Annotated in this window: 25 protein-coding genes; 12 read left to right on the forward strand and 13 right to left on the reverse strand. The window is 57.6% G+C overall.

The genetic code is table 11. The features are described 5' to 3' along the window. Positions 1–83: 83 nt before the first annotated feature. Positions 84–383, reverse strand: a complete 300-nt coding sequence (locus tag AO242_RS16180) for a protealysin inhibitor emfourin (RefSeq protein ID WP_099269533.1) — start codon at positions 381–383, stop codon at positions 84–86. 17 nt (positions 384–400) lie between these two features. Further along, positions 401–1,468, reverse strand: a complete 1,068-nt coding sequence (locus AO242_RS16185; RefSeq protein WP_099269534.1) for a M4 family metallopeptidase — start codon at positions 1,466–1,468, stop codon at positions 401–403. A 317-nt stretch (positions 1,469–1,785) separates the two neighbouring features. Here AO242_RS16185 and AO242_RS16190 point away from each other — a divergent pair, with 317 nt between their 5' ends. Together AO242_RS16190 and AO242_RS16195 are read left to right on the forward strand one after the other, a co-directional pair. Further along, entirely contained in the window at positions 1,786–2,139 is a 354-nt protein-coding gene (locus AO242_RS16190; RefSeq protein ID WP_099269535.1) for an SPOR domain-containing protein, read from the forward strand. Positions 2,140–2,247: 108 nt separating this feature from the next. Then, positions 2,248–2,748 carry a hypothetical protein gene (locus AO242_RS16195; RefSeq protein ID WP_027900801.1) on the forward strand — a complete coding sequence of 167 codons (501 nt, stop codon included), beginning with the start codon at positions 2,248–2,250 and terminating at the stop codon, positions 2,746–2,748. 831 nt (positions 2,749–3,579) lie between these two features. Here AO242_RS16195 and AO242_RS16205 read toward each other — a convergent pair. After that, complete coding sequence (locus AO242_RS16205; protein WP_027898212.1) at positions 3,580–3,900, reverse strand: DUF883 family protein; 321 nt, start codon at positions 3,898–3,900, stop codon at positions 3,580–3,582. Positions 3,901–4,075: 175 nt separating this feature from the next. Here AO242_RS16205 and AO242_RS16210 point away from each other — a divergent pair, with 175 nt between their 5' ends. Further along, on the forward strand, positions 4,076–4,330 hold the full coding sequence (locus AO242_RS16210) for a hypothetical protein (protein ID WP_027898211.1): 255 nt from the start codon (positions 4,076–4,078) through the stop codon (positions 4,328–4,330). 38 nt (positions 4,331–4,368) lie between these two features. Here the strand turns inward: AO242_RS16210 and AO242_RS16215 are convergent, their stop codons facing one another. Continuing rightward, positions 4,369–4,848: an LEA type 2 family protein gene (locus AO242_RS16215; protein ID WP_099269537.1), complete on the reverse strand. Its 480-nt coding sequence runs from the start codon at positions 4,846–4,848 to the stop codon at positions 4,369–4,371. A gap of 163 nt (positions 4,849–5,011) precedes the next feature. Between AO242_RS16215 and AO242_RS16220 the strand changes: the two genes are divergently transcribed. From AO242_RS16220 to AO242_RS16235, 4 genes are all read left to right on the forward strand, one after another. Further along, the gene (locus AO242_RS16220) at positions 5,012–6,046 is read left to right on the forward strand and encodes an AraC family transcriptional regulator (RefSeq protein ID WP_099269553.1); all 1,035 of its coding nucleotides are present in this window, start codon (positions 5,012–5,014) and stop codon (positions 6,044–6,046) included. An 80-nt stretch (positions 6,047–6,126) separates the two neighbouring features. Continuing rightward, positions 6,127–6,894 (forward strand): 3-hydroxyacyl-CoA dehydrogenase, encoded by a 768-nt coding sequence (locus tag AO242_RS16225; protein ID WP_099269538.1) that lies wholly within the window; start codon positions 6,127–6,129, stop codon positions 6,892–6,894. A gap of 330 nt (positions 6,895–7,224) precedes the next feature. Next, complete coding sequence (locus AO242_RS16230; RefSeq protein ID WP_099269539.1) at positions 7,225–8,433, forward strand: acetyl-CoA C-acyltransferase; 1,209 nt, start codon at positions 7,225–7,227, stop codon at positions 8,431–8,433. A 70-nt stretch (positions 8,434–8,503) separates the two neighbouring features. Then, positions 8,504–9,277, forward strand: a complete 774-nt coding sequence (locus AO242_RS16235; RefSeq protein WP_099269540.1) for an enoyl-CoA hydratase — start codon at positions 8,504–8,506, stop codon at positions 9,275–9,277. Between the two features lie 23 nt (positions 9,278–9,300). Here AO242_RS16235 and AO242_RS16240 read toward each other — a convergent pair whose 3' ends face one another. Further along, a complete protein-coding gene (locus tag AO242_RS16240; protein WP_176560643.1) occupies positions 9,301–11,310 on the reverse strand; it encodes a type VI secretion system Vgr family protein in 2,010 nt (669 codons plus the stop codon). Between the two features lie 330 nt (positions 11,311–11,640). Between AO242_RS16240 and AO242_RS16245 the strand changes: the two genes are divergently transcribed. After that, positions 11,641–12,345 (forward strand): YebC/PmpR family DNA-binding transcriptional regulator, encoded by a 705-nt coding sequence (locus AO242_RS16245; protein WP_099269542.1) that lies wholly within the window; start codon positions 11,641–11,643, stop codon positions 12,343–12,345. A 293-nt stretch (positions 12,346–12,638) separates the two neighbouring features. On the opposite strand, the gene AO242_RS16250 is transcribed toward AO242_RS16245, so the two are convergent. Then, the gene (locus AO242_RS16250; protein WP_099269543.1) at positions 12,639–13,928 is read right to left on the reverse strand and encodes a leucine-rich repeat-containing protein kinase family protein; all 1,290 of its coding nucleotides are present in this window, start codon (positions 13,926–13,928) and stop codon (positions 12,639–12,641) included. A 3-nt stretch (positions 13,929–13,931) separates the two neighbouring features. Then, positions 13,932–14,507, reverse strand: coding sequence for a TetR/AcrR family transcriptional regulator (locus AO242_RS16255; protein WP_099269544.1), 576 nt, complete (start codon positions 14,505–14,507; stop codon positions 13,932–13,934). Positions 14,508–14,612: 105 nt separating this feature from the next. On the opposite strand from AO242_RS16255, the gene AO242_RS16260 reads away from it, so the two are divergent. Further along, the gene (locus AO242_RS16260; protein WP_099269545.1) at positions 14,613–15,818 is read left to right on the forward strand and encodes an MFS transporter; all 1,206 of its coding nucleotides are present in this window, start codon (positions 14,613–14,615) and stop codon (positions 15,816–15,818) included. A 156-nt stretch (positions 15,819–15,974) separates the two neighbouring features. Here the strand turns inward: AO242_RS16260 and AO242_RS16265 are convergent, their stop codons facing one another. Next, positions 15,975–16,733, reverse strand: coding sequence for an anti-sigma factor family protein (locus AO242_RS16265; protein WP_099269546.1), 759 nt, complete (start codon positions 16,731–16,733; stop codon positions 15,975–15,977). After that, complete coding sequence (locus tag AO242_RS16270) at positions 16,730–17,242, reverse strand: sigma-70 family RNA polymerase sigma factor (protein WP_099269547.1); 513 nt, start codon at positions 17,240–17,242, stop codon at positions 16,730–16,732. Before AO242_RS16270 ends, AO242_RS16265 begins: the two co-directional genes overlap by 4 nt. 177 nt (positions 17,243–17,419) lie before the next feature. Between AO242_RS16270 and AO242_RS16275 the strand changes: the two genes are divergently transcribed. Both AO242_RS16275 and AO242_RS16280 read left to right on the forward strand, forming a co-directional pair. Continuing rightward, positions 17,420–18,517: a catalase family peroxidase gene (locus tag AO242_RS16275; RefSeq protein WP_027900832.1), complete on the forward strand. Its 1,098-nt coding sequence runs from the start codon at positions 17,420–17,422 to the stop codon at positions 18,515–18,517. After that, the gene (locus AO242_RS16280; protein ID WP_099269548.1) at positions 18,514–19,053 is read left to right on the forward strand and encodes a cytochrome b; all 540 of its coding nucleotides are present in this window, start codon (positions 18,514–18,516) and stop codon (positions 19,051–19,053) included. The genes AO242_RS16275 and AO242_RS16280 overlap by 4 nt, the downstream gene beginning before the upstream one ends. A gap of 252 nt (positions 19,054–19,305) precedes the next feature. On the opposite strand, the gene AO242_RS16285 is transcribed toward AO242_RS16280, so the two are convergent. From AO242_RS16285 to AO242_RS16300, 3 genes are all read right to left on the reverse strand, one after another. Beyond that, positions 19,306–20,451 (reverse strand): M14 family metallopeptidase, encoded by a 1,146-nt coding sequence (locus AO242_RS16285; protein ID WP_176560644.1) that lies wholly within the window; start codon positions 20,449–20,451, stop codon positions 19,306–19,308. Between the two features lie 106 nt (positions 20,452–20,557). Further along, the gene (locus AO242_RS16290) at positions 20,558–21,118 is read right to left on the reverse strand and encodes a DUF4880 domain-containing protein (protein WP_099269550.1); all 561 of its coding nucleotides are present in this window, start codon (positions 21,116–21,118) and stop codon (positions 20,558–20,560) included. Positions 21,119–21,744: 626 nt separating this feature from the next. Next, positions 21,745–22,212 carry an Lrp/AsnC family transcriptional regulator gene (locus AO242_RS16300; protein WP_027899705.1) on the reverse strand — a complete coding sequence of 156 codons (468 nt, stop codon included), beginning with the start codon at positions 22,210–22,212 and terminating at the stop codon, positions 21,745–21,747. Between the two features lie 182 nt (positions 22,213–22,394). Between AO242_RS16300 and AO242_RS16305 the strand changes: the two genes are divergently transcribed. Then, the gene (locus AO242_RS16305; RefSeq protein ID WP_099269551.1) at positions 22,395–25,880 is read left to right on the forward strand and encodes an indolepyruvate ferredoxin oxidoreductase family protein; all 3,486 of its coding nucleotides are present in this window, start codon (positions 22,395–22,397) and stop codon (positions 25,878–25,880) included. 18 nt (positions 25,881–25,898) lie between these two features. Here the strand turns inward: AO242_RS16305 and AO242_RS29555 are convergent. Next, the coding region (locus tag AO242_RS29555) for a hypothetical protein (RefSeq protein WP_218927843.1) at positions 25,899–26,233 on the reverse strand (335 nt) is incomplete at its 5' end.

A 26,233-nucleotide genomic window follows, 5' to 3' on the forward strand; every position in this document is an offset into this window, starting at 1 on the left:
TGGCCAGCAATCCCGTAGTACCGGCCGGGACCGCGGGCCAGGATAGAATCTCCAGCAGTTATTTAAAACCAGTCCAGGCCAGCTCAGAGCTTCCCCGGTTTCGCACGTTTCTGAAGGTAACTCAGCAACGTTTTCGCCTCTTCAGGAATGTTGTGCTCATCGAAAGAAATGCAAACCGCGTTCGTGTCGTCCTCAATCGTGATCTCATACTGCTTCTGGTCACGGGCGTGCTCCGAGCCCGCATCGGTGGATTTTTGCAGGCCGCGTTCCTCCATCAGACGCTTCACTTGGTCAACCAATGGCTGTTCAAGGTCAGCCATGTTCACCTCGCAGCTTTTGACCGCGCCGACAAATCCCCCGGACTGCACGTAACAGACTCTCATGATGGTGTTCCTCAGTATCAAACGTTGATGCCGACCTTTTTCCAGGCTGCCTTGACGGCCTTTTTCGCGGCTGTGCCGTATTGCTTGCCGCCCGCGACCTGTACGCTGATCCTCGCACAGTCAGCGAACTGACTGTTGCTCTGCAACTGCAGCAAGGTTTCATACCAGATCCTGCCAGTCACTTCCCAGGCATTCCCGCCCAGCGCCTTGGACGCCAGCACAAACGCCCGATTGGCGATGCCCGAATTGATGTGTACGCCGCCGTTATCCTTGGGACCGGTGTAAAGGCCCGCCATGCTGGCGGGTTGCGGGTCATCGCCCAAGTCCGGATCGTTCACGTACGCTGTACCCGGGTTCTCCATATCGCGGATGCCGCGGCGGGTAGGGGCGGGGACCAATAGCTCCTTACCGATCACCCAACTCGATTCTTCAGCGCTGGTGCCTTCTTTCCACTGACGGACCAGAATCCCGAACACATCGGCAAAATGTTCGTTGAGTGCGCCTGACTGTCCCTGATAACTCAGGTTGCTGGTAAAAGACTGTACGCCGTGGGTCAGCTCATGGCCGATGACTTCCAGACTGCCGGTAAAACGCTTGAAGACCTCTCCGTCGCCATCACCGTAGGCCATTTGCTCGCCATTCCAGAACGCGTTGTTCATGGGCACGAAGCCGCCCTCAAAATCCACCTCGGCGACATGGACGGTGGAAACCAGCGTCATCCCGTTGTCATCCAGCGAATTGCGGCCGAACAGCTCGTTATAAAAGTCATAAACATCGCCTGAACCATTGAAGGCTTCGTCCAGGGCGGGGTCGGCTGTGTCCGGTTGGCCTTCCGAGCGGCCAAGCGTACCGGGCAGTTTATTGGTGCCCTTGGCGTCGTAAACCAGCCGACTCTTCTTACCGTCTGGCGATTTGCTTGCAAGCAAGGTCGGCATGGCGCGTGCTGAGCTGCGGAAAGCGACAAAGGCCGAACTGCTGGCCAGATTGGTAATCGCCAGGGCTCTGACCCGTGCGTGAGGCGACTGAGCCAGATGCTCGAGAATGTAAGGGGGGACGATGCAATGCAGCGGATTTCGATGGCACATGCGTGAAACTCCCTGAGCAGTGTTACAAAACCGTAACGGACTCTTTTTGGGCAGCGCCCGTGCCCACGATGTTCCGCCCGTTCGCCGGAGAGCGCTGTTGAACCTCGATTGCCGCTGAAAAACGGCAGGTCCAATCGTTAGAATTTGTAACTGCGGTATCAGTCTTTGAGAGATGCGCGCCACCCAGGCCTGACTGACGGGGTGATCTATGGCATTCGTTGCTGCCAGAGAGCGACGAAGTGTCGCCAGCGTGAATGGACCGTTGTCGATGGCAGCAATGCTAAACTTGCGCCCACTTTTGAGAGGAGCAAGCAGACGTGCGCAATTTGGCAATGATGATAGCGGTGCTGGCACTGGCTGGCTGCGATGCCGACAAGTCCACCCCGCCCGCGCCCAAGGTGCAGGCGACGACTGCGGTACAAGCCCCGCGGGCTGCCCCGCAATGGGAAATCCAGATCAATGCCAATGAGGCGTTGAGCGATATCAGCGCCTGGTTGCTTGAGCGCAGCTATCCGCCTTATCTGGTGACGATCGATGGCAAGCAGCAATTGCTGATCGGACCTTACCCAAGCCAGGAACGCGCCGAAGAAATTCGCACTGAGCTGCTGGCTAAAATCGCCAAATCCCACCGCAAAGCCGCCCCGGTGGTCATTCAGCGGGTGCCGTCCTGACGGCTATTCAGCTGTCGCCGTGAATGTAGCAAGACACTGGATGATCGCTGTGACACCCTCGGTTCACGTGCTTCGAATCATTCGATGCGTGAACCGGGAAGCGCTGTTATGGACGAAATTCAAAGATTGGGCGAGTTACTGAGCGCCAATCAACGCAATGAAGAACATAAGCACCAGCAATTCCACACCGGCCTGGCGCAATGGCAGGCCAGCATTCTGAAACTTTACGAGCAGATCGAAGCGTGGCTCAAGCCGCTGACCGACAGTGGCCAGATCACCGTGGAGTTCGAGCCGCATCTTGCACAAAGCAAAGGTTATCCCGACGAAAACTCTCCGTTTCGCACTCAGCGCATGACGCTGTCGATTGCGGGGCGGCAGGTAGCCTTGATTCCTGACGCGATGGGGGCGAAAGGGCTGGTGTCGATTTCGGCCACAGGGTTGAGCCCGCATGCGCAGGAGCAGGTGTCGCTGATCTGTGTGGATGCTACTCAAGGTGTGCAGTGGATGGAGAAGAAGCGCATTGGCGTGAAGGAGTCTGAAGCGGTGCCTTTTACGGCGGACCATTTTGCCAGGCAGTTGCAGGCGTTGGTGCCGGGGAGTTCGGTTTAGGTCTTGTGTGTATATCCGGGGTTGGGTGATGGCTCATATTGGTTGCGCTTTTACAGCGCCTCACTTTTGATAGATCCGGAAGCCGGCCCAGACAAAAGTAAGCAAAACGCTCTTGCCCCACCACTCGGCACCTCGCTGTCGCTCGGTGTACCCGCCCGCAGATTCTGAACCGTGGGCCGCCGCAATGGGCCATCCATGGCCCGGTGCGGCTAACCCGGCGTCCTGCCCCTCTTCAACTCAAGGGCGTCCCACGCTTCAGAATCTGCGTTCGGCCAGCGTGGTTTAACGGGGCGCCTCAGATCAAAATCAAAAGCGCGGCGGCCTGACAGCCGACCTGTTTTGTTGGGTTTGCCGACATTCTGTAGGAGCTGCCGAAGGCTGCGAAGCGGTGTGTCAGATCAAGAATGCGTTGGTTGTTGGGACGTCTCGCGAACAAGTTCGCTCCTACCGGGCTGAGGCGATCCCGCCGTCTTCGCTTTGCTTTTGATCTGCTTTTGATTTTGATTTTGATCTTAGGCGCCCCGTTAAACCACGCCGGCCGGAATTCGATATTGCTGCGTGGGGCAAACCGGCAGGGATGCCGGTTTAGCCGCCTCAGGCCATGGATGGCCGGTGGCGGCGGCCCCACGCTGCAATGTCGGATTACGGGCATGCCGAGCGACAGCGAGGCACCCAGTGGTGGGGCAAGAGCCTTTTGCTTAATTTTGGGCTCCTTTCAAAAGTGAGGCGCCGTAAGGGCGCAACCAATCCAAGCCCAAACGCAACATTGGATATGCACACAAAAAAGCTGCATACATACCCAAACCACGGTAGATCAATAAATGTACAGGGTTAGTCGCGACGACCCAGCAACAAACCTACTACGAGACCAAAGCCCGCGGAAATGGCAACGGTCTGCCATGGATGGCCACCGATATAGGTTTCGGTCGCTTCAACCACCGGCTTGGTGCGCTCACGCACACTGGCAACAGACTCAGAGGCCTGCTTGAGTTTCAGGCCAAGCTGCGCGCGCAGGGTTTCTGCGTCTTCACCGACCAGAGCAGCGCTGTCTTTGAGCAGCTTGTCGGACTCTTCGATCAGGGCCTGCAGTTCGCTGAAAGCCTGGTCCTTGATCTGTTCTGCGGTAGTTTGAGCGGCAGTTTTACGAGCCATGATGTTTTCCTTTCGTTGATGATGGCAGTAAGCAATGGAGTCTTGCGGTTGACGAAAAGTTGCAGAAGTCTGCGCGTCACCACTCATTTCGCTTGTGGGATTTGCCGGAAACAGTCTCTTAAAGGTGCCCTTACGGGTGTAAGATACTTCCGGTTTTTAGTCACAGGTGACCGTTATGAGTTTCAATCTGGCCAATCGGCCGCTTCCTGAGCGTGCTGCGCTCGAAGACGAAAAATCCCGCCTCTTTGACCTATGGCAGAGCAATCTGGGTAAAGCCAAGGGCGACGCCGCGCGATTGTTCGGCGAGCGCTCCAAGCGCAAAGGCAAATGGTCCGAATGGGTTCGTTCCGAACTCGACACCATGAGCCCGCCCGAGTACGCGAACATGGTCCGCAGTGAAGTCAACCGGCTCATGGCCGCCAGCAAGTAAGTAACGCTTCGCCAGACACCTCTCTTGATGCAGAGCCTTTACCAGCTCCCGTCAACCGATTGCGGCAGGCTGAGGACGCCACTGTCCTTGAAGCGCATGGTGCCAAACAGTCCACCCGCAAGCTTGCCGCGCAAGGTGTAAGGCAGGTTGTCGAGGCTTTGGATTTGCGTCAGGCCCACCGCCTGGCGCAGGGCCGCGAACGCGGAAACGCTGACCGGCACCACCAGCACTGTTTCGGAAAAGCGCCCGATGGAGCCTTGCTGATCACTGACGCCGGACGCCAGCAGCCTGCCATTTACATCCAGGTCCAGCGCAACGCCGTTGTATTCGATCGCGGTCTCATTCGGGTTCTGCAATCGCAACTTGACCGCCAGCCTTACTTCCAGTCCTTGTCCGGGCAATGACTCAATACCCACCACGTTGATGTTCAGTGGATCGCGATTGGGCAACAGGGCGCAAGCACCTAGGGTTAAAAGCAGAAAGCTGACCAGCAGCGTACGAATCAGGCGTGAGGGCATTCGGTATGTTCCTTTGGGCATGTGACAGGGCGCTGCTATCCGCTCAGACCCCATGTGCGCGCAGAGATTCGTTTTCATCCGGCGCTGGCTTATGCTGCAGGACCTGCATGCTGATGAGTCACGGATGCCCAGACATCAGAAAACTACGCCGCCGATTGCGACGTTGACGGAAAAACACACCATTTCCGTTGAAATGGTGCGCGAGGCATTCCTGCAAAGCGGTCTCTCCAGGCCCATTCAGCAAATGCTGCTGACAGAGGCAGGCATTGCCATTGATGTGCTTGATGATCGGGATGCACGGGTGCCGGTCAGTGCTTACGCGGACTTGTGGCGAAGCATTGAACGGCGCACCGATGACCTGTTCTTCGGTATGGATCCGCGTGCGCTGCGCCAGGGCAGTCTTGAGTTCCTATGCCGCTCGTCCATGGCTCAGCCCACATTGGTGGCAGGCCTTGAGTCGGGACTCGACTTTCTCGGGCTGATGCTTGAGCGCTTCGGTGCCCGCTTGATCCGTCAGCAGAGTGTGGCGGAGGTGGTCATTGGTCATGAGCAGGACCCGGTGTCCCGGGCATTTGCGGACTTCACTTTCTGGATGATTGTGCACGGTGTGGCCTGCTGGCTTTGCGGGCGGCGAGTGCCGATTATGGGCATTGAGTTGCGTTGCGCGCAGCCGGATTACATCGACGACTACAAGGTCATGTTCTCGGAGAATCTGCGTTTTCAGCGGCCGCGTTCAAGAATGATTTTTGCCGCTGATTGCCTGGATCTCCCCATTCGGCGTAGCGCTGCCGAACTTGACGCATTCCTCGCAGCTTTGCCGGGTAATCTGCTGGTCAAGTATCGGGATCCGCAAAGTCTGGGCAGTCGCATTCGCCAGCATCTGCGCAGCCTGCCTGCCGAACAATGGCCACACAGTGCTGACCTGGCGAGCAGCCTGTGCATCTCCGCTTCGACCCTGCGCCGTCATCTTGCCGAAGAAGCTCAAAGCTACCAGGCCCTCAAGAATTCCGTACGCAAGGATCTGGCCATTGGTTGGCTGGCTGACGAGCATCTGGACATGGCGACCATCGCCAGTCGTCTTGGCTTTGCCGACACCAGTTCGTTTTACAAGGCTTTTCGTAAATGGTCAGGGATCAATCCCGGCCACTATCGAGACGTGGTGCAGAGCGGCGTTGGTCAAACCGGTCATCGACGCTGAGCGTTTTGACCATTGCCCGAACCGGCACGCAGGGCGACTATTTCGGTTAACAACAATAAAGAACCGAATAGAGGTTACGCATGGATATTCGCGACAAGGTTTTCCTGGTCAGTGGTGGCGCCTCAGGTCTGGGCGCTGCGACGGCGCACATGCTGGTCAACGCCGGGGCCAGAGTGGTACTCGCCGATCTGAATGCCAAGGCATTGTCGATACAGCTGGACAAGCTGGGCAAAAATGCTCGCGCAATGGTCACTGATGTCAGTCAGGAAGCGTCTGCACAGGCCGCCGTGGACGCCAGTGTCGACGCATTTGGCGCGCTCCACGGGCTGATCAATTGCGCCGGTGTCGTTGGCGCGCAAAAGATCCTCGGTAAGGAAGGTCCTCACAATCTGCCTGACTTTCGCCAGGTGATCGACGTCAATCTTATCGGCAGTTTCAACCTGTTACGGCTCGCCAGTGCAGCCATGTCTGTTGGCGCGGCGGATGAGGGCGGTGAGCGGGGCATCATCATCAATACCGCGTCTGTCGCCGCTTACGACGGTCAGATCGGTCAGGCCGCTTATGCTGCCTCCAAGGGCGCCATTGTCAGCATGACTCTGCCCGCGGCGAGAGAACTGGCGCGCTTCGGTATCCGGGTCATGACCATCGCCCCCGGTATTTTCGAGACGCCAATGATGGCGGGCATGACCCCGCAGGTGCGTGAATCCCTGTCGGCTGGCGTGCCATTTCCGCCGCGTCTGGGCAAGCCGGACGAGTACGCCGCGCTGGTCCGGCACATCATCGAAAACCCGATGCTCAATGGCGAAGTGATCCGCCTCGATGGTGCCTTGCGCATGGCGGCGCGTTAGACGTTAGCTCTGGGTTATGACCGTAGGACCGGCTTTAGCCGGGAGTGCATTTCACCTGACGATAAATTTGCCGTGTATGTGCTGGCCCTCTCCCGGCTGAAGCCGGTCCTACACAGACTGTGTGAAAACTACTGCAGGCTGGGCACCTTCGGTGCTACGCGCACAATACTGCGTTAAAAACAGGCGAAAAATGCTCATTTAGAACACAAAGACTCCGCTTTTTCGCCTGTTTTTGCCTTGTCTTGCCGTCGCTCGCTACGTTTTCACACAGTCTGTACAGGTCATTTATTGCAGCTCAAATCAAAGCTTTGACTTGATAAGGGATTAATCATGACTTCAGAACATTCATCCATAAATGATGACCCCGTGGTGATCGTCAGCGCTGTGCGCACGCCCATGGGTGGGTTTCAGGGCGATCTGCAGAGTCTGACCGCGCCGCAGTTGGGGGCGGCAGTCATTCGCGCAGCGGTAGAGCGGGCGGGTATCGCGGCTGAAGAGGTTGAGCAGGTGTTATTTGGCTGCGTGTTGTCTGCGGGGCTCGGGCAGGCACCTGCGCGGCAAGCCGCGTTGGGCGCGGGGCTGGCCAGGTCAACGTTGTGCACCACGCTGAACAAAATGTGCGGCTCAGGCATGCAGGCGGCGATGCTAGGCCATGACGTGTTGCTGGCGGGCAGTGCAAAAGTGGTAGTGGCGGGCGGCATGGAAAGCATGTCCAACGCACCTTATCTGTTGGACAGGGCGCGCAGCGGTTACCGCATGGGGCACGGGCGTGCGCTTGATCACATGTTCCTGGACGGTCTGGAGGACGCCTATGAACCGGGCCGGCTGATGGGCACTTATGCCGAACAGTGCGCGGAGAGCCACGGTTTTACCCGTGAAGTGCAGGATGCGTTTGCAGTGGAGTCCTTGAGCCGCGCACAAGAGGCGATCAGCAAAGGCTGGTTCAACGGCGAAATCGTCCCACTGGAAGTCATTGTGGGTAAAGAGCAGCGGCAGGTGACTCATGATGAGCAACCGCCCAAGGCCCGGCTGGACAAGATACAGACGCTCAAGCCCGCTTTCCGTCAAGGCGGCACCGTGACCGCGGCCAATTCCAGCTCCATCTCCGACGGAGCCGCTGCGCTGCTGTTGATGCGTCGCTCCGAAGCGACACAGCGAGGCCTGAAACCGTTGGCGGTGATCCATGGGCATGCGGCGTTCGCGGATGAGCCAGGGCTATTCCCGGTTGCGCCCATCGGGGCAATTCACAATCTGATGACGCGCACCGGATGGACCCTGGATCAGGTCGATTTGTTCGAGATCAACGAAGCGTTTGCCGTCGTGACTTTGGCCGCCATGAGTCAGCTGAACCTGCCTCACGACAAAGTCAATATTCATGGCGGAGCCTGTGCGCTTGGCCATCCTATTGGTGCGTCGGGCGCACGTATTCTCGTGACCCTGCTGGGGGCTCTCCGACGTAAGGGGCTGCGGCGCGGCGTTGGGGCCATTTGCATTGGCGGCGGTGAAGCAACCGCTATAGCCGTAGAAATCATTCAATAGTCCAATGAGATAAGGGCTTAAGTTAAAGTTGATTCTAGAATAATGGTTATCAGAAAAAGGAGCATTATCAATGAGTTATGAATCTATCTTGATAGAAATTCGAGAAAGGGTTGCGCTGATCACCCTCAACCGGCCTGAGGCTTTGAACGCGTTGAACGCGCAATTGATCAGCGAATTGAATCACGCTCTGGATGACCTTGACGCTAACCGTGACATTGGCTGCATCGTGCTGACCGGCTCCAGCAAAGCGTTTGCGGCGGGGGCGGATATCAAGGAAATGGCTGAGCTGAAGTATCCCCAGATCTACCTGGACGACCTGTTCAGCGACAGTGATCGCGTCGCCGCCCGGCGTACGCCGATCATCGCAGCCGTGGCAGGTTTTGCCTTGGGCGGAGGCTGCGAACTGGCATTGATGTGCGACTTCATCCTCGCTGCGGACAATGCCAGGTTCGGTCAGCCGGAAATCAAACTCGGCGTATTACCCGGGATGGGGGGCACGCAACGCTTGACCCACGCCGTCGGTAAGGCCAAAGCGATGGAAATGTGCCTGACCGGACGTTTGATCGACGCCCAGGAAGCAGAACGCGCCGGGCTGGTAGCGCGAGTATTGCCGTTGAGCGAACTGCTGGATGAAGCGCTGAAGGTCGCTGCATCCATCGCTGCAAAGTCGCTACCGGTGACGATGATGGTCAAGGAGAGCGTGAACCGAGCGTTCGAGGTCAGTCTTGCCGAAGGGATTCGCTTTGAACGCCGGGTTTTTCACGCTGCTTTTGCCACCGAGGACCAGAAAGAAGGCATGGCTGCGTTTATCGAGAAGCGAGAGCCGCGTTTCAAGGGGCGTTGAGTGGTCCTTGCGACTTGGAGCGCTCAGCCATGCTGGATGAATGCCTGATGCAATCTCCGCGGCCAGTTTTGCTCGAACCACGTCTTTAGCATGATGCAGTGTCCCGGATGGACCAGGCAGAGCTCGTTCGGGGTCTTGCGATACGCTGCAGCAAGCTCGCGCAGCTCTTCAGAACTGAGCCCGCAATAACCGTGTCGGTCGGTTTTGCCCTCGAACAGAAAATGTTCTGGTTGCAGGCGTGCGAGAAACTGCAGTCCGGGCTCGCGCATTCGCACGATATACCACAGGCGATTTGCCAGCGGTGCGCCCTTGAGCCCAGGGTGCTCGGTCAGGCGCAGGTCGGCGTCGAAGAAAGACAGAGCCGGATGCTGCGCAGGTTGATTCAGCCCGCAGGAACGGTCCTGCGCTGTGACTATTGGCGGCGTGCCGGTCATCTCAATGCAACTGGCTGTGAGGTCGAATCTGCCATCTGCAGTGCTGAGCTGCAAAACCCCATCCGTCGTCAGGTGCAGGGTTTGTGGCAGGTTCAGATGTACTGCGTCAGCGGTGGGCAGATCCTGTGCAAAGTGATCGTTGAACGGCACCCGATGTTCGTCTGGTACGCCATAGATAATCGGCCGTTCAGGGTCGGCGTCAAAGTGGCCGACAATCAATGCAGCGCCAATACGCAGCGCCTTCATTTGCGCCAGCGAAATACCGATGGGGGCACACAGCTCGGCAGGCTCGCATCCCGCCGGATGTGGGGTGAAACCAATAGGCAGTCGTCCGTGCATCAACTGTTCTTTCGTCTGGTTGCAGCGACTCAGCAAGGTCGCGGGCTGAAAACCTGTCATGACAGGTTTTCGGTGCTTCAGCCTTGGCCGGAACGGCATTTCCCAAGGCAGCACGCGGAAGCTGCTGTGATAGCCATGACTGAGGATTTCCATTTCTTCATGCCCTGCCTCTGGCCCGTCGCCGCGCCCAGGGGTTGCGGCAATGGGCCCTATGGCATCGAGAATCCGTGCAACATCCTCTGGCGCATGGTCTCTCAGCACCTCCGGCTGTTTGGCTGTGTGATTGATTTCCACTACCAGCCACTGATCGTTGAACCGGGCCTCGGGATGTCCCAGGACTTGCACGATCTGTCCCGGTGTCATCGGCAGGTCAATGCTCAGCCCACGAATGATGCGCCGCTCGCAACGCTGGCGCTCCAGCCTCCGGGCGCTTGCCTGTCGCTCATGCGCCTGGTGTTCAGTGGGCAGTCGCGACAGCAGGCTAGCCTCGAAACGCTGGTTACTGGCATTTTTTTTCCCGGCAAGAGCCTCCTTGTCAGACGCGTTTTTCGATGGCTTCAACAGCGGATCATGGAGGAGCGTTACGTGGTCCGTCGGTGCCAGTTGTAATGCCCACTGTTCAGCCAGGTACAAAATGGCCGGTACGTGCCTGGTTCTCAGGGCTGGCTGCTGAAATTGAGCAGGTTTTGACCGATGGGGGAAGCGGGCAGGATCGTCAGCGAAGACCAGCAAGTGTCGGGTTCGCTGATGTTCGAAGCGCATGGAGATACCTTCTTCTTCACATAATCGCAGCAGCAGATGCAGATCGGTTTCGTCTTGCTGTACGCACTGTTCTCGCGAAGGATAGATTCCCACCAGCTTCTCGAAACGATAGGTGGCAGGAGCAATGCTGTGCTCTTCGAGCAGTCGTGCGATTATCTGCGGCACGCTAAGGTCCTGGAATACCCGACGCTGCCGACGCTGCTCCATATCGAGCAGCGTCGGGCCCAAAGTGATGCGATAGAGGCTCAATCCGGTCCCGGCGTGCAGTAGTGTGGCGCTACTGATCTTGCCATGAACACCTTGATCGGGGCCTAACGCAAGCCAGGCCGCTTTTTGCTCGAATACCTCGAATTTCAGGTGTGGATCACTGCTGACAACGTCAATGATGAAACGATAGGGTGCGTTCAGGGCTTCCCGCCCGCTGATGCTGATGACGGGCAGATTCATCTTGTGATCGACAATCGCCAGAGTGATCGGCATTCGTTTGCCTTCGGACATCCACATCGCTCCCACCTTGAATTTAAGGGGGCAGAGGGTACGAAATGCCACGGTCCATGGGCATCGCTTCAGCATTTTTCGGAAAGGGACTACAAGTTAAAGAGGAATGTCGCTAGTTGCCATGCAGTGCATTAACCCTGATGCAATCGACCTTCGACCTGAAATCGAGAGACGGCAGGGGTTTCATCCGACGTTATCGGGTATAAAATGCGCGGCGTCGCGTGTTGATAGCGACGCACCTCATTTTTAACGTTTTGCCGGTTTTGCAGTCGGCCCCTTTGACAGGGACTGGCGCATCGGGCAGGACGCAATCGGATCAAGAGAGCAAGCATGGGCGCACAGTGGAAGGTCAAGCATAAAGAAGCAGCATCCAATGCCAAGGGACGTATCTTCGGCAAGCTGTCCAAGGAAATCATGATCGCAGCGCGTGCTGGCGCAGATCCGGACATGAACCCGCGTCTGCGGCTGGTTGTGGAACAAGCGAAAAAAGCCTCGATGCCGAGGGAGACCCTGGAGCGAGCGATCAAGAAGGGAGCCGGTTTGCTGGGCGAAAACGTTACCTTTGAACGTCTTACCTACGAGGGTTTTGCGCCACATCGCGTGCCGGTGATCGTTGAGTGCCTGACCGACAACATTAATCGCACTGTGTCTGAAATCCGCGTGTTGTTTCGTAAAGGACAATTGGGCGCAGCAGGCTCGGTTTCCTGGGATTTCAACTATCAGGGCATGATCGAAGCAATGCCGATCAACCCGGACGCCGATCCAGACGAAGCGGCCATCGAAGCGGGGGCTCAGGATTGCGAGCCAGGCGAAGAGGGCGCAACCCTGTTCCTGACCGAGCCAACCGACATGGACGCCGTATGCAAGAAACTGCCGGAGTTCGGTTTTACCGTGCAGTCGGCCCAGTTGGGCTACCGTCCGAAAAGCACCGTTGATGGCCTTGATGACGAGCAGATGGCCGAAGTTGAAGCCTTCCTGGCTGCCATCGATAACAACGATGACGTGCAGAACGTTTACGTGGGGTTGGCGGGCTGACGGCATTCTGATTTGAAATGCATTCTCCTGTGGGAGCCGGGCAAGCCCGGCTCCTATCAAAAAAATATAACTATCTGATTTGGAATGCTTTTTACTGTAGGAGTGAGCTTGCTCGCGATAGCTCCAGTACAGGCAATATATTAATCGACTGATAGGCCGAATCGCGAGCAAGCTCACTTCTACAGGGTCCGTGTTTGCTGCGCGACAGCGTGGTGTCAGGGACACCGGGGCGACTCCCACACGTACACCGTTTCAACTCAAAATTTGCAGAGCCTGATCTCGCGCAGCATTTTCTACGGGCCTTTAGTCAAAGCCTGCTCAACCTCTCGCAACGTCGGTCGCTGGCTGACATTCGGCTGAATACAGCGAGCCTGCAGTGCCCACAGAGCATCTTCTACGGGCTCGGCACAACGCTCCAGCAACTCCCCCAGCAAAATCCCGAAGGCCCGCGTTTCTATACGTTGCAGAGCCACGCCCTGTGCGGAAGTGGAATAAAACGAAGCAGCGCCGAAATCTCCCAACAGGCAATCGCCGTCGTCGTGCCAGAGAATGTTGTGGCCGTATAGATCGCCATGGGTCATGCCGTTCTGATGCAGGTGTGCGGTGGCTGATGCGATGCCACGGGCCATGCGTAACGCGATTGCCCTGCTCGGATGGAAACCGTTCGGGTAGATATCCCGGGAGCACGAATCCAGACTTGGCGGACCCGCAAGGTTGACGAAGTTAGGCTCAATCAATTGCATGACCAGCCCTGCGCATGACTGAGGGTGATCGAGGATCTGGCCTTCAACGGCAATGAGATTCTGGTGAGTGCCCGCCGCGATACACGCCGCCATTTCGTTGAGCGGCGAGCCGTCGCTGGTCACGGCACCTTTGTACAGTTTGACGGCCACTGTCCTGGCTGCTTGCCGGGATGGTTGCCAGAGCGCTTGCTGGATGACCCCGGAGGCACCTTCACCCAGGTGCTGCTGAATACTCAGCTCAGTCCACGGGATCTGCCGTACAGACTTTGCTTCAGGCTCGCTGCACAGCGGATTACCGGCAAAGGCCAGCCACGCCAGTGAGGGCAGTTGCAGCAGCCAGTCAGGCAATTCGGTCAATTGGTTGGCTGCGATGCGCAGCAGTTCAAGCTGTTCACACTGGGCCAGACTCGCGGGGAGGCGGGTCAGACGATTGCCGGCCAGCATCAGCTTTTGCAGCGAGCGGCATTCGCCCAGCGTCTCTGGCAGTTGCTCGATCTGGTTGTCGGTGAGGATCAGCCAGCGCAGTCGGGGTGGCAACGCCGCGGCCGGGACGTGTGAAATCTGGTTCGCCTTGAAGCCGACGATCTGCAGATTCTGACAACGGCCAATGCAGGCCGGCAGCTCTGTAAAAGGGTTGTCGGAACAAAACAGCACTTTCAAGTGCGATAACCGGTACAAGTCGTCCGGCAAGACGCTCAGGTTGTTGCCACTCAGATTGAGGATTTCCAGCGAGTCGGCCAGATCGAAGATTTCCACTGGAAATTCGTTCAGCCCGCAGGACAGGTCCAAACGTTTTATACCCGCCAGCTTGCCCGCGCGCAGGTCTTCGAGTGTATGCATGGATCAGCCACGACCCATGGTTTCAGGGGGCAGGTTCAGGCAACGATCAACCCACAGGTGGACGCGCTCCAGGCTGGGGGGCGCTTCTGCGTACAAAATGCGATAGATCATCGGCGCAACCACTGTGTCAATCAGCTCATTGGCGTCCGGTGCGTTCTCGCCGCGGGCCAGAGCCCGGTCGATGATGATCTGCAACTGATCGCGAGTGATGCCGGCACATTTGCCCGAACACGTCGCTGCGCTGCTGGCGACGACATCGCGCATCATCTCCCGGCCGGGGGCCGAGTTCATTTCATCAAGGTACATTTCGGTCCACGTGCGCAAATCGTCGCGCAGGTTGCCGCAGTCAATAGGCTCATCCGGGCGCAGGCGCTCAACGGCGGCATCAGCCAGCAACGTGGTCAGGTCACCCCAACGGCGATAGATGGTGGACGGTGTCACGCCCGCACGTGCAGCAATCATGGGCACGCTCAAGGCCGCGCGGTCGTTTTCGACCAGTAAATCGCGCACTGCGCTGTGAATTGACTCTTGCACGCGAGCGCTGCGACCGCCGGTGCGAATTCCTTCTTTTATAGCCATGAGGCGGACCTTAACACAAAGTATTTGCTTTAAGCTGCATCAGCTCGCACAATCCAGAACGCTAAATCTTAGCTTTAATGATGTGCCTGATCGGAGAGTGTACCCATGTCCCGTCTTTTGCAGAACCCTGGCCGGGGAAACAGCGCCTTGGGATTCCTGGCATTCACGACCCTGTGCTTTTTTGCAGCGTCCAGCGCGCCGACGCCGCTCTACCATTTGTATCAGCAGGGCTGGGGCTTCTCTGCAGCGATGTTGACGCTGATTTTCGCGGTGTATGCGTTCACGTTGCTGATAGCGCTGTTGATGGTGGGGTCGCTGTCGGATTATCTGGGGCGGCGCCCAGTGATCTTTGCGGCGCTGCTACTGGAAATTGTTTCCATGCTGCTGTTTATATTTGCGGTTGATGTCGGCTGGCTGCTGGCAGCGAGGATGATTCAAGGGCTGGCGACAGGTATGGCGGGCAGCGCGCTTGGGGCTGCCTTGCTGGACAACGACGAAAAACAGGGGCCTTTGGTCAACAGCATCGCGCCGATGTTCGGCATGGCGATTGGGGCCTTAGGCACAGGTCTTCTGGTGGAGCTGGCGCCGCTGCCCCTGCTATTGACCTACTGCCTGTTGTTGGCGGCGTTTGTCGGACAAGCGATTTATCTTTGGCTGATTCCGGAAACCGTCAGCCGCCAACCGGGTGCCTGGGCCTCGCTGAAACCCTCGCTGCACGTTCCTGTTCAGGCCCGGCGTACGCTGTGGCTGGTGTTGCCGGTAGATATTGCAGCCTGGTCATTGGGTGGTTTCTTCCTGTCACTGTCGCCATCGTTGCTTGCTGCAGCCACCGGGACTACTTCTGCAATCAACGGCGGGCTGGCCGTTGCCACGCTGACCATCAGCGGTGCGCTGGCTATTTTCAACTTGCGCACGCGGCCTGCGGTGTTGGGGCTTTGGGTCGGTGCGAGCGGTTTGCCGGTCGGCGTTGCGGTTATTCTGACGGCGGTCAATGCTGGCTGGCTGTGGCTGTTTTTCGTAGGCTCGGTCATTGCGGGCATCGGCTTCGGCTCAGGCTTTCTTGGGGCATTGCGCCTGTTATTGCCGTTGGCTCAGGCCCATGAGCGGGCGGGGCTGATGTCGGCTTTCTATGTGCTCAGCTACCTGGCGTTCTGTATCCCGGCGTTGATCGCCGGCCTGAGCGCCCACAGCTTCGGCCTGATTGCCACGACCAATGTCTATGGGGGTGTGGTGATCGTGCTGGCGCTGTTGGCGTTGGCAGGGTTGATTGTGAGGCGTGTGGCGGGAAGGGAAGCGGTCAACTCGGTTTGAACGTGTGTCTATAACGGAAACCCCTTGTTTTAGCGGCTGAATACAGACCCTGTTGGAGCGAGGCTTGCCCGCGAAGAGCGATAACGCAGTTTTACTGAGCCACCGCATCGACTCATTCGCGGGCAAGCCTCGCTCCAACAGCGAAATCCTCTTCACTCAAATCGCCCCAGGCAGCGCCTGTCGGGCCAGTTGGGCGGCAGGGTCTTTAGTCGGGGTGACCATGGCGTAGTTGTAGCCTTCGCCGGACCAGTAATCGGCTTGCAGATCACCGTCCAGTCGCGTGCCTCGCGGCAGCAAGCGGTTTTTTGCACCCGGCGGGCGGATGTAGAAACTCAGGGTGCGGCCTTCAGTGTCCTTGTACACCACCAGGGCAGCGGCACCCTGTTCAGTGGTGGTCATGCGTCCGCTGACCGGTTTGAAACCCGCCGCTTCCAGATTGGGCAGCCGGTTGGCCCGGGTGAAATGACGGTCAAGCCAGCCCTGCGCATCGCTGGTTTTTTCCGCGCTCCAGTCGCTGGCCATGTTGTCGTCCAGAGCAAACATCCGGTAGGCCTGCAACGCATCAGCCATCGGCGGCGTTGCACTGGCCAGGGTTATTTCCCTGGCCTGCCAGCCGCTGAATCCGCCAACTCCGACAGCTAACAGCAACATGGCCGCCGTAGCCAGGTGACGATAACGATTACGCCGCATGCGCTGACGGATAAACACCGGGTCCAGTTCCGGGTTCGGCGGGCGTTGCAGTTCGCCACTCATTGCAGTGCGCAACCGTTTCGCGTCGTCCTGCCAGGCTTTGACCTGCGACGCGACCTGCGGATGGGCTGCCAGCCAGGTTTCCAGGCGCAGGCGGTCGGCCTCGCTCAGTTGATGATCCACATAAGCGTGAAGGTCTAGTTCGCTGGGGGGCAGGGTGATCATTTCAGTATCCGCAGAGAAGGGGTCGTGATTTCGCCATCGCTGAATTGGCGAAGGGCCTGACGAGCGCGGGACAAGCGCGACATGACCGTGCCGATGGGCACGTCGAGAATCGTGGCGACTTCCTTGTAACTCAAGCCTTCCACCGAGATCCATAACAGCAGCGCACGCTGCTCGGTGTTCAGTCGCTCAAACGCACCAAGAGTTGATTGAGCAATCACGGTGCGTTCAACGCTGGGTTGGTAATCCTCATCTGCGCCACCGGTAAAAAGCGCCAGCATGCGGCTGTACCGACGTGAGCGGCGATGGGCGTCGAGAAACTGGCGATAGAGTATCGAGAACAGCCAGGCGCGCAAATCGCCTTCGATTCGCTTGTCTTTCCAGGCCGACAAGGCTTTTTCCAGGCTTGCCTGAACCAGGTCATCAGCGCCGCTGGAGTTGCGGGTCAGCGACAGGGCAAACCTGCGCATTCGCGGTATCAACTCTCTGAGTTGGTCGTCGAGCTCGTTCATGGACCGCAGATTCCCTGGGCAGCAACTATGATCGTGTTAAGCGTCTGAGCAGCAAGACGACGCCCGGCATTGGTTATTCCACCCTTCGTGCAATTTTTTTTCGGCGGATGGAATAAACACTTTCCGGCTCCGTCCTACTGCCCATAAAGCGTGATAGCCGATGACCTGGAGTTGTATATGACCGACCGTGATCCGTTACCCGAGGGGCAAAGACCTCCATTAAGTCCAACTGCAACGGGCCTGCGTCTGGTGGGCATTGGCGTAGTGGTGCTGGTTGCCGCTACCGCATTTGCCTATGTGGGAGGCTACCTCGATCCGCAGCGTCTGACCCCTGACAAGCTGGTCAATACCCTTGAGCACAATAACGGTACATTCCCCGGATATCGCCGCAATCACCCAAAAGGGGTATGCGTTGCAGGTTACTTCGAAAGCAACGGCGCTGCTGCCGATCTTTCCAGTGCTCAGCTGTTTACCGCCACCCGCACGCCAGTGGAAGGACGATTCGCGCTGCCCACCGGCAACCCTTATTCGCCAGACAGTGCCGCTCCGATACGCAGTCTGGCCCTGCGCTTTACTCAGGCAGACGGCCAGCAGTGGCGTACCGGAATGAATGCCATGCCGGTATTCCCTGTCGGCACGCCGGAAGCGTTCTTTGGGTTGTTGCAGGCCAATGCGCCAGACCCTAAAACCGGCAAGCCTGACCCGACCAAGGCCCCTGCATTTTTCGCCAGTCACCCGGAAGCCGCGCCATTTCTGGCGTGGGTCAAGACCGCCAAGCCGTCGGCCAGCTACGCGACCGTCAGTTACAACAGTGTCAATGCGTTCTATCTGGTCAGTGCCGATGGCAAACGCCAGGCCGTGCGCTGGAACATGGTGCCTGTGGATGCCGCGCAACCCGCGGCACCGGCGCCGGACGCCAAGGATTATCTGGAGCAGGACCTGAATGACCGACTGGCCGCAGGCCCCGTTCGTTTCAACCTGATCCTGACCCTCGCGGGTGCCAGTGATCCAGTCAACGATGCCAGCAAACAATGGCCTGCTGATCGCCAGACGTTGAACGCCGGTACGCTGGTGCTGGAAAGCGAACAACCGCAGTTGAGCGGCGCTTGCCGTGACATCAACTTTGACCCGCTGGTGCTGCCATCCGGCATCAGTGGCTCGGATGACCCACTGCTGGCCGCGCGTTCTGCTGCTTACGCGACGTCTTACAAACGGCGCACTGCAGAAGTCGAGCAATTGCCCAAAGCCGCCCCCGTCCCGGAGAAAAAATCATGAGTGGCTCCAATAAGCATTTCTCTCCTCTGGCGCGCCTGCTGCACTGGTCGATGGCAGTGATGATCATCGCAATGCTGTTTATTGGCGCGGGCATGGTGGCCTCGGTGTCGGAACGACATGAATGGTTGCTCAATCTGCACAAACCGTTGGGCATAGCGATCCTGGTGCTGGTGATTCTGCGCATCATCGTCCGGGTGTCCAGCCAGACACCGCCATTGCCGGCTGACTTGCCGGGCTGGCAGGTTTTGGCGGCAAAGCTGTCCCATTACGTGTTGTACGCATTGATGCTGGCAATGCCGTTGATTGGTTGGGCGATGATTTCTGCCGCCGGTGATCCGGTCATGCTCAGCAGTTCGGTGCGTTTGCCTTCCATCGTTGCAGCGGACGCAGGGACCTTCGCCTTTTTACGTCAGGCCCATACCTGGCTGGCGTATACGCTGTTTCTGACCGTGCTGACGCACATCGCAGCCGCGCTGTTTCATGCGTGGGTGAGGCGCGATGAGGTATTGGGGAGCATGTTGCGGGGGCGTAGCTAAAGGTTTTTCCCCTTTAGGAGCCAACCAGTTGGCTCTCATTCAGCATAAATTAACCAACTGAATTTAAACGCTTTTTCTGTAGGAGTGAGCTTGCTCGCGATAGCGTCAGGCCAGACGGTAATTTTTCAACAGGTCTACCGTTATCGCGAGCAAGCTCACTCCTACAGGGTCCGTGTTTGCTGCGTGACAGCGCGGCGTCTGGACGACGGGAGTGCTCCTACAGGTCCTCCGACACCGCTACCGAGGTGGGTACTAGCGCAGAACTGTTGCCATCTCCGAAAGGGTGGTCAACACATCCTTGGCCAGTTGTTTTGAGCGTTTGCCATCCCAACCAGTGATCAGGTCCGGGCCATCGTCGTTGTCCTTGAACGGCATCTCCAGAGTCAGCGCCAGGCACTTGTATTTTTCCCCGACGCTATTGCACGCCAGGTTCATGTTGGCCTTGCCCGGCTGTGAACGGGGATAGCCATAGCGGGTCTGGAAATCCCGGGTGATTTCACTTAAACGGCTGCGGAACTGAGCTTCGAGTTGTTGCTGCTTGGGCGTGTAACCCGGATTGCCTTCGCAGGCAGCAGTGAACACATAGGGAATTTCTTCGTCGCCATGGACGTCGAGGAACATGTCCACGCCATACTTCTCCATCTGTTCCTTGACGAAGAATACTTCCGGGCTGGTTTCCGGGGTGGAGTCCTGCCAGGCACGGTTGAGGTCCTTGCCGTTGGCATTCGTTCGCAAATGCCCGTGGAAAGAACCGTCAGGGTTCATGTGCGGGACGAGGTACAGGTCGGCGACTTCCAGCAGGGCATTCAGCACCGGATCATCTTGCTGTTGCAGGCGCTCGATCACACCTTCCATGAACCATTCAGCCATGTGCTCGCCGGGATGTTGCTGAGCAATGATCCAGATTTTGCGCTTGCCCTCGGCGCCATTGCCGCGACGTAGCAGGGGAATATCACGGCCTTCAACGCTCTTGCCTGTGGCCAGCAGTTCAGTGCCAGCTTTTTCGAGGGCCTGACCAATGAGCCAGTCATGGCGCTCGCGGCTGTAGGGTTCGAAGTAGGCAAACCAGACATGCTCTCCAGTGGGCGTCAGGTTGAAATTCAGCGCACTCCCGTCGAATGTGGAGGGCACCCGAAACCAGGTCTGATGATCGTAAGAGGCCACTGCGTTGTAGCCAGTCCAGGCATTGTTGTAGCTGGACTGACTGGCATTGGTCAGACTGAACCTATGGACCTGGCCCGTCTGCAGGCCTTCGACCTTGAAGTGAAACCACTGAAAATGCGGGCTGCGGGTGTCCGGGCGGATGGCCAACTGGATCTGTGCAGGGTTGCTCGCGTCTATCACTTTGATATTGCCGCTATCGAAGTCTGCGCTGATTCTGAGAGAGGTCACGGTCAGTTCCTGTGTACGTTAGTGCCAGTTATGGCGCTACTTTACACGGAACCTGCGCGAAGCAATGCGCGTCGCTGCGACGTGAAGGTGTGTGAATCGGTCACTCAGTGCTTCAGGTCTGACCGAGCAAGGCAAAAGCTTCCGCCGTCATGAGCAGGCTGCACAAAAACGCAGTCGCCATACACCAGAACAGATAACTGCGACGTTTGCGGCGATGCCAGCCGCTGGCGCCTATGACGGCAGCCGGTGCTTGAAGTTGACGCCACAGACGCTCGGTACTTTCGAAGGCGGCGAGATGCGCAAGGTCAGCATCTAGCCAATGGCGGAATTCGATACGTTGACTGGCGGTAGCCTGTGGACTTTGCAGGTGTACATACCAGCGACTGGCCTGTTCGCATACCGGATCAACAGCGGTTGCTTCATCCGCAGCGACTTGCCGACGACTGTGTTGCAGGACTCGCACCATGGCCTGCTCGACCAGTGCGACATCGATGCTCAGCAAGTCAGCGATGTGGGCGTAGGAAGCCCCGTCCAGTCGACTGAGCAGAAAGACCTGCTGTGTTCGGCGAGAAAGCTTCACCAGACCGCGCCGCAGGCTCTCGCCGTGCAGACTCAGTGGAACATCTGTCCGTCGTGCAGGCAGGGCGGGGAAGGACGAGAGTTGAATACTCATGATCGATTGCCTCGCTTGATGTTGATGAAGACTTCTCTGGTAAAAGTGCTGCTTTATATGATCTCTCTGGCCCTGTAGGAGCTGCCGAAGGCTGCGAAGCGTTCTTCCTGACATACCGCCATCGCAGCCTTCGGCAGCTCCTACCTACAGGGTCGTGTGTTTGCTGCACCAAGGTTCGCCGTCAGGACAGCGGACTTCTTTTCTGGATGTGGCATATGAGAGTCTTTCTCAAGTGCTAAACCAGCTCAATTACCGATTATCTTCGGTGCAGCGCCTTCGAAAGCCAACTTCAGAGGCCCTTTCTGCAATCTTTTTGCTATGATCCGCGCCATCGTAGAAACGACACCCTCTTCATTAGCCTGAAGAACGCAGCACCCGAACCTTGCATCACCAGTGACACCAAAAAAATAGAAACGAACCGCAAAACTAAAAAAAAGACCCGGAAAAAATCCGGGTCAAAAACCGTGATTAGCCTGATGAGGAGATAATCCAGAAGCCGACCTAAGACTTCTGAGTTATCCAACTGACCTTGCGGCCAGTTGCTTGCAATAATAATCATTATCATTTGCAAGTCAAACCTTTTTATCGTCCCCATAGAAAATCATTCGGATTCCGCCTGACGCCCGTCAGTCCAGCGGCAGTTCTGTCGTGCGTTTTACTTCGCTCATGGCGATGTTCGAGTGGGCTTCCTGCACGTGTGGCTGCTGCAGCAGATGATCCCGCAGGAAGCGCTCGTAGCTGGCGATGTCCTGCGCCACCACCTTGAGCATGAAATCCATATCGCCCGCCATCGTGTAGCACTCCAGCACCTCGGGGTAGCCGGTGATTGCTTCTTCGAATTCCGCAAGAAAACGCCGGCCGTGCCCGGATAACTTCACATCGACGAACACCGTCATGGTCAGGCCAAGCTTGCGTGGGTTGAGCAGGGCGACTTTGCGTTCGATATAGCCTTCTTCCTGAAGGCGGTTGATGCGCCGCCAGCAAGGGGATTGGGACAGCTCGACGCGTTCGGCAATTTCGGCTGCCGAGAGATCGGCATCGTGTTGCAGCAGGCGCAGGATCCTGCGGTCGATGGGGCTTAATTTGTTCTGCATGAATTGACCTCTTTTTTTATTTTTATAGAACTGAACATGCAGAAGTTCAGCAGATAAACGGCAAATTAGAAAGAAAAAGCCTCATTGCTACAGGCAGTATTTTGCTTGTGACCGCCCGGGTAGAACCTGCCCCGCGGATTAGCCGCCATAACACTGCTCATAAAAATAAAAGGAGCGCCTGAATGTCTTTGGCTGATATTCGTCTTGACGATAAGTACCGGCTCGCGACCGGCAACCTGTACCTGACTGGCACCCAGGCCCTGACCCGCTTGCCGATGCTGCAAAAGCAGCGTGACGAGGCGCGGGGGCTGAATACCGCCGGTTTCATCTCCGGTTATCGCGGCTCGCCTCTGGGCAATCTCGACAAGAGCCTGTGGGACGCCAAGGACTACCTCAAGCAGAACGCAATCCACTTTCAGCCGGGCGTCAACGAAGAGTTGGCGGCGACGGCGGTGTGGGGAAGCCAGCAGGTCAATCTGTTTCCTGAAGGCAAATACGACGGCGTATTTGCACTTTGGTACGGTAAAGGGCCGGGTGTGGACCGTTGTGGCGACGTGTTCAAACATGCCAACTCGGCGGGCGTAGCAGCCAATGGCGGGGTATTGGTGCTGGCGGGGGACGACCATGGCTGCAAGTCGTCGACCATCGCCCACCAGAGCGAACATGCGTTCATCGCGTCAATGATTCCTGTGCTCAACCCCAGTAACGTTCAGGAAATCCTTGATTACGGGATCATCGGCTGGGAGCTGTCCCGCTACAGCGGTTGCTGGGTGGCGATGAAAACCATCGCCGAGAACGTCGATTCGTCGGCCGTGGTCGAGGTCGATCCACTGCGCATCACCACTCAGATTCCTGAAGACTTCAACATTCCTGAAGGTGGCTTGCACATTCGCTGGCCGGATCCGCCACTGGCTCAGGAGGCACGGCTCAATACCTATAAAATTTACGCTGCTCGCGCTTTCGCCCGTGCCAACCAGCTCAACAAGGTTGTAATTGATTCGCCGCAGCCAAGACTGGGCATCGTCACTACCGGCAAATCCTATCTGGATGTGCGTCAGGCTCTGGAAGAACTGGGCATCAATGAAGCGCTGTGTGCTCAAGTCGGTATTCGGGTGCTCAAGGTCGGCATGAGCTGGCCGCTGGAGCCGGTTTCGGTCCATGGTTTTGCTGAAGGGCTGGACGAGATTCTGGTAGTCGAAGAGAAGCGCAGCGTGATCGAGGATCAACTCACCGGTCAGCTCTACAACTGGCCAGTAGATCGCCGTCCGGTGGTGGTCGGCGAATTTGACGAGCAAGGCCTTTCGCTGCTGCCGAACCTGAGCGAGCTGACTCCCGCAATGATTGCCAGGGTGATTGCCAAACGCCTTGCGCCATTTTACAGCAGCGACAAAATCGACGCGCGTCTGCAGTTTCTGGCTGACAAAGAGAAAGCCTTGCAAGCGCCGCTGTTCAACACCCAACGTACTCCGCATTTCTGCTCTGGCTGCCCGCACAACACTTCGACCCGGGTTCCGGAAGGCAGTCGTGCACTGGCCGGGATTGGCTGCCATTACATGACCATCTGGATGGATCGGGCCACCGAGACCTTCACGCAAATGGGCGGGGAGGGCGTGACCTGGATTGGTCAGGCACCGTTTACCAACACGCCCCACGTGTTTCAGAACCTCGGCGACGGTACCTATTTCCACTCTGGTCATCTGGCCTTGCGTGCTGCGGTGGCCTCGGGCGTCAACATCACTTACAAAATCCTCTACAACGACGCCGTCGCCATGACCGGCGGACAGCCCATCGATGGCGTGCTGCGTGTCGATCAGCTCAGTCGTCAGGTATTCAACGAGGGCGTGCAGCGCATCGCGCTGGTGTCCGATGAGCCGGACAAATACCCGAGCCGTGAAGGCTTTGCACCGATCACCAGTTTTCACCATCGCCGCGATCTGGACAGCGTGCAGCGCGAACTGCGTGAATTCCAGGGCGTTTCAGTGATCATTTATGACCAGACCTGCGCCACGGAGAAACGTCGTCGGCGCAAACGCGGCACGATGAAAGACCTGGAAAAGCGTGCTCTGATCAATACCGCAGTCTGTGAAGGCTGTGGCGATTGTGGCGTCAAGTCCGGCTGCCTTTCAGTGCTGCCCAAAGAAACCGCCCAAGGCCGTAAACGCGAGATCGACCAGAATGCCTGTAACAAGGATTTCAGTTGTGTCGAAGGCTTCTGCCCAAGCTTCGTCACCGTACATGGCGGCAAGCTGCGCAAACCAGCGCTGCCGAATCAGGTGCAGAGCTTCGTGACATTACCTGAGCCTCACCCGCAGAGTCTGGATAGACCGTTCAATATCCTGCTGTCCGGTGTGGGCGGTACGGGCGTGACCACTGTGGGTGCCATGCTGGGCTATGCGGCCAACATTGAAGGCAAAGGCTGTAGCGTGCTGGATCAGGCCGGTCTGGCGCAGAAGTTTGGTCCGGTTGTCAGTCACATCCGCATCGCTGCACGTCAGCAAGATCTGTTTGCGGTGCGCATACCGGCCGGGGAAGCCAACCTGCTGCTGGGCTGCGACTTGCTGGTAGCGGCGGGGCCGGATGCCATCGCCAAGCTCAACTCGACCTTTTCTCATGCCGTGGTCAACAGCCAGCAAACACCCACTGCGGAGTTCACCCGTAATCCGGATGCGGTTTTTCCCGTCGAAGCGATGAAACAAACGATTCGGGACGCTGTGGGGGCTGAAAAAACTCACTTTATCGAAGCGACTGATCTGGCGATTCGTTTGCTCGGCGATACCATTGCCAGCAACCTGTTCATGCTGGGCTACGCCTTCCAGTTGGGCTTCATTCCGCTCAGTTCTGCAGCCATCGAAAAAGCCATCGCACTCAACGGCGTGGCGGTCGAGCTGAATCAACAGGCTTTCCTTTGGGGACGGCGTGCAGCCCATGATCTGGCGGCAGTGCAAGCCATCGCTCATCCTCAGGAGCAAATTGTCGAAGCGCCGCAGCCCGTTGATCTGGCGCAACGCATCAAGGCCAACGTCGCTGCGCTGACCGATTACCAGAACGCCGCCTACGCTGAACGCTATACGCGTCTGGTTGAAAATGTGCGGCAGACCGAGATGCGCTTGTTCCCGGGGCAGTTGGCGGTACTGACTGAAGCGGTGGCGTTCAATCTGTTCAAGGTGCTGGCGTACAAGGACGAGTACGAAGTCGCGCGTCTCTACAGCAACGGCGATTTTACCCGTCAATTACAGACGCAGTTTGAAGGTGATTACCGGCTGGAGTTTCACTTGGCGCCGTCATGGTTGGCCAAGCGTGACAAGCTGACGGGAGAACCTCGTAAACGCAGTTTCGGACCCTGGATGCTCAAGGCGTTTGGCGGGCTGGCGAAGTTTAAATTCTTGCGGGGTACGGCGTTCGATCCATTCGGGCGCAGCCTTGAGCGTCAGCAGGAGCGAGAGTTGATCGAGGCGTATATCAGCGACGTCGAGCTGATCCTGCTCAACCTCAATGCCATGAATCGCCACACTGCGCTGGAATTGGCGCGTTTGCCGGAGAAGATTCGCGGCTACGGGCACATTAAGGAGCGCGCCATGAAGGCATCAGGGCTGCATGCCGAGCGGGTGCGGCATAGCCTTGTGACGGGAGAAGTGGCTGCGCCGAAGTTGTTTGAGGTGGTGGCTTGAGATTTTAATTAAGTCTGGCTACAGGATTATTGTGGCGGGCAGCACTGCTTCGACAGGAAATTGCTTTCTCCTGTGGGAGCCGGGCTTGCCCGCGATGCAGACGCCGCGGTGTTGCAGGTGAATCGAGTTGTCCTTATCGCGGGCAAGCCCAGCTCCCACAGAGTTATGGGCTGGCTGCGCGATAGCGTCCTCTGAAGTAAGCCGTCGCGGGCTAGCGTTGCTTTGCCAGGCGATCACTTTCTCCTGTGGGAGCCGGGCTGTTCTGGTCAAGTTTTTCCGGACACCGATTACGGTGATCAAGCCGCCTGCTGCTCCATAGCTATTGGCGACAAGTAGTTGTTGTAGCTGTGGAG

It is taken from the genome of Pseudomonas sp. ICMP 561, from assembly GCF_002699985.1.
Taxonomy (GTDB): Bacteria; Pseudomonadota; Gammaproteobacteria; order Pseudomonadales; family Pseudomonadaceae; genus Aquipseudomonas; species Aquipseudomonas quasicaspiana.

What these genes read in the sequence shown, in the direction of transcription:
- AO242_RS16230 (WP_099269539.1), top strand. Translation starts at nt 7,225, where the DNA reads ATGACTTCAGAACATTCATCCATAAATGATGACCCCGTGGTGATCGTC.
- AO242_RS16305 (WP_099269551.1), top strand. Translation starts at nt 22,395, where the DNA reads ATGTCTTTGGCTGATATTCGTCTTGACGATAAGTACCGGCTCGCGACC.
- AO242_RS16300 (WP_027899705.1), bottom strand. Translation starts at nt 22,212, where the DNA reads ATGCAGAACAAATTAAGCCCCATCGACCGCAGGATCCTGCGCCTGCTG.
- AO242_RS16245 (WP_099269542.1), top strand. Translation starts at nt 11,641, where the DNA reads ATGGGCGCACAGTGGAAGGTCAAGCATAAAGAAGCAGCATCCAATGCC.
- AO242_RS16280 (WP_099269548.1), top strand. Translation starts at nt 18,514, where the DNA reads ATGAGTGGCTCCAATAAGCATTTCTCTCCTCTGGCGCGCCTGCTGCAC.
- AO242_RS16265 (WP_099269546.1), bottom strand. Translation starts at nt 16,733, where the DNA reads ATGATCACCCTGCCCCCCAGCGAACTAGACCTTCACGCTTATGTGGAT.
- AO242_RS16250 (WP_099269543.1), bottom strand. Translation starts at nt 13,928, where the DNA reads ATGCATACACTCGAAGACCTGCGCGCGGGCAAGCTGGCGGGTATAAAA.
- AO242_RS16270 (WP_099269547.1), bottom strand. Translation starts at nt 17,242, where the DNA reads ATGAACGAGCTCGACGACCAACTCAGAGAGTTGATACCGCGAATGCGC.
- AO242_RS16180 (WP_099269533.1), bottom strand. Translation starts at nt 383, where the DNA reads ATGAGAGTCTGTTACGTGCAGTCCGGGGGATTTGTCGGCGCGGTCAAA.
- AO242_RS16205 (WP_027898212.1), bottom strand. Translation starts at nt 3,900, where the DNA reads ATGGCTCGTAAAACTGCCGCTCAAACTACCGCAGAACAGATCAAGGAC.
- AO242_RS16260 (WP_099269545.1), top strand. Translation starts at nt 14,613, where the DNA reads ATGTCCCGTCTTTTGCAGAACCCTGGCCGGGGAAACAGCGCCTTGGGA.
- AO242_RS16225 (WP_099269538.1), top strand. Translation starts at nt 6,127, where the DNA reads ATGGATATTCGCGACAAGGTTTTCCTGGTCAGTGGTGGCGCCTCAGGT.
- AO242_RS16235 (WP_099269540.1), top strand. Translation starts at nt 8,504, where the DNA reads ATGAGTTATGAATCTATCTTGATAGAAATTCGAGAAAGGGTTGCGCTG.
- AO242_RS16275 (WP_027900832.1), top strand. Translation starts at nt 17,420, where the DNA reads ATGACCGACCGTGATCCGTTACCCGAGGGGCAAAGACCTCCATTAAGT.
- AO242_RS16255 (WP_099269544.1), bottom strand. Translation starts at nt 14,507, where the DNA reads ATGGCTATAAAAGAAGGAATTCGCACCGGCGGTCGCAGCGCTCGCGTG.
- AO242_RS16290 (WP_099269550.1), bottom strand. Translation starts at nt 21,118, where the DNA reads ATGAGTATTCAACTCTCGTCCTTCCCCGCCCTGCCTGCACGACGGACA.
- AO242_RS16240 (WP_176560643.1), bottom strand. Translation starts at nt 11,310, where the DNA reads ATGTCCGAAGGCAAACGAATGCCGATCACTCTGGCGATTGTCGATCAC.
- AO242_RS16185 (WP_099269534.1), bottom strand. Translation starts at nt 1,468, where the DNA reads ATGTGCCATCGAAATCCGCTGCATTGCATCGTCCCCCCTTACATTCTC.
- AO242_RS16210 (WP_027898211.1), top strand. Translation starts at nt 4,076, where the DNA reads ATGAGTTTCAATCTGGCCAATCGGCCGCTTCCTGAGCGTGCTGCGCTC.
- AO242_RS16215 (WP_099269537.1), bottom strand. Translation starts at nt 4,848, where the DNA reads ATGCCCTCACGCCTGATTCGTACGCTGCTGGTCAGCTTTCTGCTTTTA.
- AO242_RS16195 (WP_027900801.1), top strand. Translation starts at nt 2,248, where the DNA reads ATGGACGAAATTCAAAGATTGGGCGAGTTACTGAGCGCCAATCAACGC.